Source organism: Pseudomonas emilianonis, from assembly GCF_023072625.1.
Lineage (GTDB): Bacteria > Pseudomonadota > Gammaproteobacteria > Pseudomonadales > Pseudomonadaceae > Aquipseudomonas > Aquipseudomonas paraveronii.
On the sequence record NZ_JAKNRV010000375.1, the window covers coordinates 1 to 4,795 of the forward strand.

General features: G+C 59.7%; 6 protein-coding genes. 3 read left to right on the top strand and 3 right to left on the bottom strand.

Annotated features, from left to right (window positions below; translation table 11 throughout):
• Positions 1 to 585 (bottom strand): peptidase C39 family protein (locus tag L9Z73_RS25510; RefSeq protein ID WP_247407093.1); only part of this gene is annotated, 585 nt, incomplete at its 3' end.
• A 94-nt stretch (positions 586 to 679) separates the two neighbouring features.
• Between L9Z73_RS25510 and L9Z73_RS25515 the strand changes: the two genes are divergently transcribed.
• Both L9Z73_RS25515 and L9Z73_RS25520 read left to right on the top strand, forming a co-directional pair.
• On the top strand, positions 680 to 2,266 hold the full coding sequence (locus L9Z73_RS25515; RefSeq protein WP_247407095.1) for a RimK family protein: 1,587 nt from the start codon (positions 680 to 682) through the stop codon (positions 2,264 to 2,266).
• 6 nt (positions 2,267 to 2,272) lie between these two features.
• Positions 2,273 to 3,211 (top strand): magnesium transporter CorA family protein, encoded by a 939-nt coding sequence (locus L9Z73_RS25520; RefSeq protein ID WP_247407096.1) that lies wholly within the window; start codon positions 2,273 to 2,275, stop codon positions 3,209 to 3,211.
• Positions 3,212 to 3,235: 24 nt separating this feature from the next.
• Here the strand turns inward: L9Z73_RS25520 and map are convergent, their stop codons facing one another.
• Both map and L9Z73_RS25530 read right to left on the bottom strand, forming a co-directional pair.
• Entirely contained in the window at positions 3,236 to 3,991 is a 756-nt protein-coding gene (map, locus tag L9Z73_RS25525; protein WP_247407097.1) for a type I methionyl aminopeptidase, read from the bottom strand.
• On the bottom strand, positions 3,991 to 4,191 hold the full coding sequence (locus L9Z73_RS25530; RefSeq protein WP_247407098.1) for a ParD-like family protein: 201 nt from the start codon (positions 4,189 to 4,191) through the stop codon (positions 3,991 to 3,993). The genes map and L9Z73_RS25530 overlap by 1 nt, the downstream gene beginning before the upstream one ends.
• A 273-nt stretch (positions 4,192 to 4,464) precedes the next feature.
• On the opposite strand from L9Z73_RS25530, the gene L9Z73_RS25535 reads away from it, so the two are divergent.
• The coding region (locus L9Z73_RS25535) for a pyridoxal-phosphate dependent enzyme (RefSeq protein ID WP_247407102.1) at positions 4,465 to 4,795 on the top strand (331 nt) is incomplete at its 3' end.

Here is a 4,795-nt window from a genome sequence, read left to right on the forward strand (position 1 = left end):
CTGCAGTTCTTCGCGGCGTGCGGCGACGCGTTCCGGCAGCAACGCGCCCATGGCCATCAGCAGGCAGGCGGCGCCACAGGTGAAGTCGGTGGTTTGCTGGTAATACGGCACATTCTGCACACGCGCATCCTGGTGCTGGACGATGCGTTTTTCCAGGCGCAGGGCGGGGGCGTGGTCTTCGTAGTAATCGTTGATCAACGCAAAGCGCCGGTAGCCGTTGCGCTCATACAGGGCGAGGGCGCCGGGGTTGTCGGTGCGTACTTCCAGGCGCAGGTACGCACAATCGTGCTCCACCGCGCAGGCCTCGATGCGGCTCAGCAACTGCTTGCCCAGGCCCAGGCCGCGCGCAGGCTCGGCGATGGCGATGGAGTACAGCCGCGCCAGGGAGGTGCCGCGATGAAACAACGCCAGCGCATACCCGAGTAATTGCCCGTCTTGTTCGGCCACCAGCAACTCGGCGTGGGCGCGGCTGATCATCCATTGAAAACTGCGTGGCGACAGCCTGTCGGTGGTGAAACAGTGCTGTTCCAGTACCACCAATGCCGGCACATCGCAGGGGGTTGCAACGCGAAAGAAAAGAGCCATATGACCGCCGTAAAAGTTACGTAACGAAACGGGACTTCTCTAAAAGATCGTGCTTAATAGAAAAGGTCGAGTTCTCTAAAGCGGATCAAATATTATGTCTGCGGTACAAAGTCATTGGCGTGAAGTATCCGAGCAAAGCGTCGCGGCGACAATAACTTCCAAAGGTTATTTTTCTGCTCCGCCCAGAGGGGCAAGTCAAGTAGTGATTATTGTCGAACGCAAGGAAGACTGGGCCTCCTACTTCCCCAGCGAAGACATCGTCACCGCCCAGGAGTACCTCGAGCAAACCCGCGAAAGCGAGACCGGCAAGCGCGTGCAGGTGATCAACCTGTGTCGCAGCTACAAGTACCTGGGGCACGGTTACTACTGTTCGCTGCTGGCCGAAGCACGCGGGCACAAGGTGATTCCATCGGTGCGCACCATCAGTGAATTGACCAAGAAGTCACTGTATGGGCTGGCCTTGGATGACCTGGATAAAACCCTCGATAAAGCCTTGAGTCATCATCTTTACAGCAATACCGAAGGCTTTACGCTGACGCTTTACTTTGGCCGAACCAATATTGATCCGTTGCAGGAGTTGGCGCGCCAATTGTTTGAAGCGTTCCCGTGTCCGATCTTGTTAGTTGAATTCAAAAAGAATAACGGCTGGCATATCGAAGGGGTCAAGTCCGGCGTATTGCACAAGCTGCGTGATGACCAGGAAGATCAATTCGCCCACGCCCTCGACAACTTCAGTCGCAAGATCTGGCGTCAGCCGCGCTCGCGCCGATTGGCCCGCTATGACCTGGCGATCCTTCACGACCCCCAGGAGCAACTGCCGCCCTCCAACGCCAAGGCCCTGGAAAACTTCGTCCGGGTCGGTAAAGGTTTGGGCATCGATGTGGAACTGATCGAGCGCAAGGACTACGCACGTCTGGCCGAATACGACGCCTTGTTGATCCGCGAGACCACCAGCGTCGACAACCATACCTACCGCTTCGCCAAGAAAGCCGAAAGCGAGGGCCTGGTGGTGATGGACGACCCCGCATCGATCCTGCGCTGTACCAACAAGGTCTACCTCACCGACCTGCTCAACAGCCATCAACTGGGCATGCCGGCCACCGAGATTCTCTACAAGGAGCGACCGGAAGACTTCGAACGGGTCGGCGAGCGCCTCGGCTTCCCCTTGGTGCTGAAAATCCCCGACGGCTGTTTCTCCCGCGGGGTGATCAAGGTCGAAAGCCAGGAGGCCTTGCTCAAGGCCACCGCCGAACTGTTCGAGCATTCGGTGCTGCTGCTGGCCCAGGAGTTTTTCTACACCGAGTACGACTGGCGCATCGGCGTACTCAACCGCAAGCCGATCTTTGCCTGCCAATACTTCATGTCCAAGGGCCATTGGCAGATCTACAACCACAAGGCCATCGGCCAGGACATCAACGGCGAATGCCGCACCCTGGCGGTCCACGAAGCCCCCAAGGCCGTGGTGGAGTTGGCCGTGAAGACCGCCAACCTGATTGGCGACGGCCTCTACGGCGTGGACCTCAAGCAATCGGGCGACAAGGTGGTGGTGATCGAGGTCAACGACAACCCCAACCTGGATGCCGGTATCGAAGATGCCTACTTGCAGGACGACTTGTATGGCCTGGTGCTGGAGGAATTTGTCCGGCGCCTGGAGTTGAAGCGTCAGGGCCAGGTCTGGTGAGTCGCGATGATCCAGCGCTTTGAATTGATCGATGGAAAGTTGCGCAGCGGGAACAGTGACGAGGCCCCGATCATGTTGTTCAGCAACCCTGACCATGCCGAGCGCAACTGGCTGCGTGAGCACCACAAACTGGACGAGCATGCCCTGGCCTCGGCGCTCGACCCGGACGAAGTCTCACGCATCGAATTTCACCCCGACAACCTGTTTCTGATCTGGAAACGCCCGGAGAACTACTCCGGCGGTGGCAACCTGGTGTTTGAAGTGTCGTCCTGCGGCCTGCTGTTTTCACCCGGCCGGCTGTTGGTGATCGCCACCGATGAAACCCCGCTGTCCGGGCTCGGCGCCCGCCGTCCGTTGCACACGCCGCTGGATGTGCTGCTCGATCTGCTGCTCAACAACATTCACCACTACCTCGGCCACCTCAAGGTGATCAAGCTGGTCGCGCGGGAGCTGCAGCAACAGTTCAACGCGTCCATGAGCAACCATCATCTGATGCGGATGTTCAACCTCAGCGAAAGCCTGATCTATTACATCAACGCGCTGCACAGCAACGGCGCCGTGTTGTCGCGGCTGCGTAACCATGGGGAGAAGGAGCATTTCAGCGCGGAAATTCTCGGCCTGATCGATGACCTGATCATCGAGAACCACCAGTGCTACAAACAGGCCGAGATCTATTCCAACGTGTTCTCCGGGCTGATCGACGCGCGCGGCAACCTGATGAACAACAGCATGAACAACCTGTTGCGCAAGCTGACGTTGATCAACGTGGTGTTTCTGCCGCTCAACCTGATCGCCAGCATTGGCGGCATGTCGGAGTTCAGCATGATGACGGCGGGTACACCGTGGTGGGTGTCGTACCCGCTGTTTCTGTTGGCGATGGGCTTGGGCGCCGGGTTGATGGTGCTCGGGCTCAAGCGGATGGCAGGCGGCGCGAATGTGATGTAAACCCCCACTCCTGCGGGGGCGGGTTCAGGAAGTGGCTTGCAGGGTCAGCACCTCGAACCCGTCTGCCGTCACCGCCACGGTATGTTCCCATTGCGCCGAAAGGCTGTTGTCCTTGGTCACCACCGTCCAGCCGTCCTTCAGGCCGCGCACCTTGGCGCTGCCCTGGTTAAGCATGGGTTCGATGGTAAACACCATGCCTTCGCGCAGCTCCAGCCCGGTGCCGGGGCGGCCGAAGTGCAGGACCTGGGGTTCTTCATGCATCTGCCGGCCGATGCCGTGGCCGCAGTATTCGCGCACCACGCTGTAGCCATTGGCCTGCGCATGGCTTTGGATCGCGTGGCCGACGTCGCCCAGGTGTGCGCCGGGTTTGACCTGGCGGATACCGGCCCACATGGCCTCGAAGGTCATCTCCACCAGGCGACGTGCCTTCGGCGAGACGGCGCCGATCATGTACATCTTGCTGGAGTCGGCGATAAAGCCGCCTTTTTCCAGGGTGATGTCGATATTGATGATGTCGCCGTCCTTGAGGATCTGCGTGGCGCTGGGCATGCCGTGGCACACCACTTCGTTGACCGAGGTGTTGATGGAGAAGGGGTAGTCGTATTGCCCGAGGCTCGCCGGGCGGGCTTTCAACTCGTGGCGGATGAAGGCTTCGACGGCGCTGTCCAGCTCCAGGGTGGAGCGCCCGGCGGCAACAAAACTGTCGAGCATGCTGAACACCTGGGCCAGCAGGCGCCCGGATTCGCGCATCACGGCGAGTTGTGCGGTGGTTTTGATCATCAGCTGCGCCCCCGGATCAGGTCGGGCTTGTCCAGCAACAGCTTGTTGATCAGCTCGTTGTAGGGCAGGTGCGGGTTGAGTTCGGCGAGCAGGCCGATCTTGATCCAGAACTCGGCCTGGGCGTTGATGGAGCGGTCCATGGCCGCACTGGCCAGGCGCAGTTGTTCGTGTAGTTGGTCGCTGATCTTGACGATGCCCATGTGCTTCACTGTGTTAGATTGATATACGAAGCGTATACGTTTCGTATGTCGCCCGTAAAGCCCCCCTCAGCTAAATGGCCCCTGGCCATTGACTTGCCGGGCGGCCGCCGGGTAATTTCGTCACATGACATTTCAAACCTTGTATCGCCAGCCAAGCATTATTACCGCCATTCCTCATTTGGCGGGATAGCGCTCGGCTGCACCCACACCCGCCCTAGAGGCGGGTTTTGTTTTTCCGTCTCCAGGTGCCCTTACCAAAGCCAGGAGACACCCATGCGCACTTGCCCCGTCCCACTGACCGCTGCCCCGGGACTGCTTGAGCACTACGTAAAAAAGATCCTCGCCGCGCCGGTCTACGACGTGGCCGTGCGCACGCCCTTGCAAGTCGCCCCGGCGCTATCACTGTTGCTCGACAACCAGGTGCTGCTCAAGCGCGAGGATCTGCAACCGACCTTTTCCTTCAAGATTCGTGGCGCCTACAACAAGCTGATGCAGCTTCGCGCCGAGCAGAAGGCCTGCGGCGTGATCACCGCGTCGGCGGGCAACCATGCGCAAGGCGTGGCGCTGGCGGCGCGGGAGTTGGGGATCAAGGCGACGATCGTCA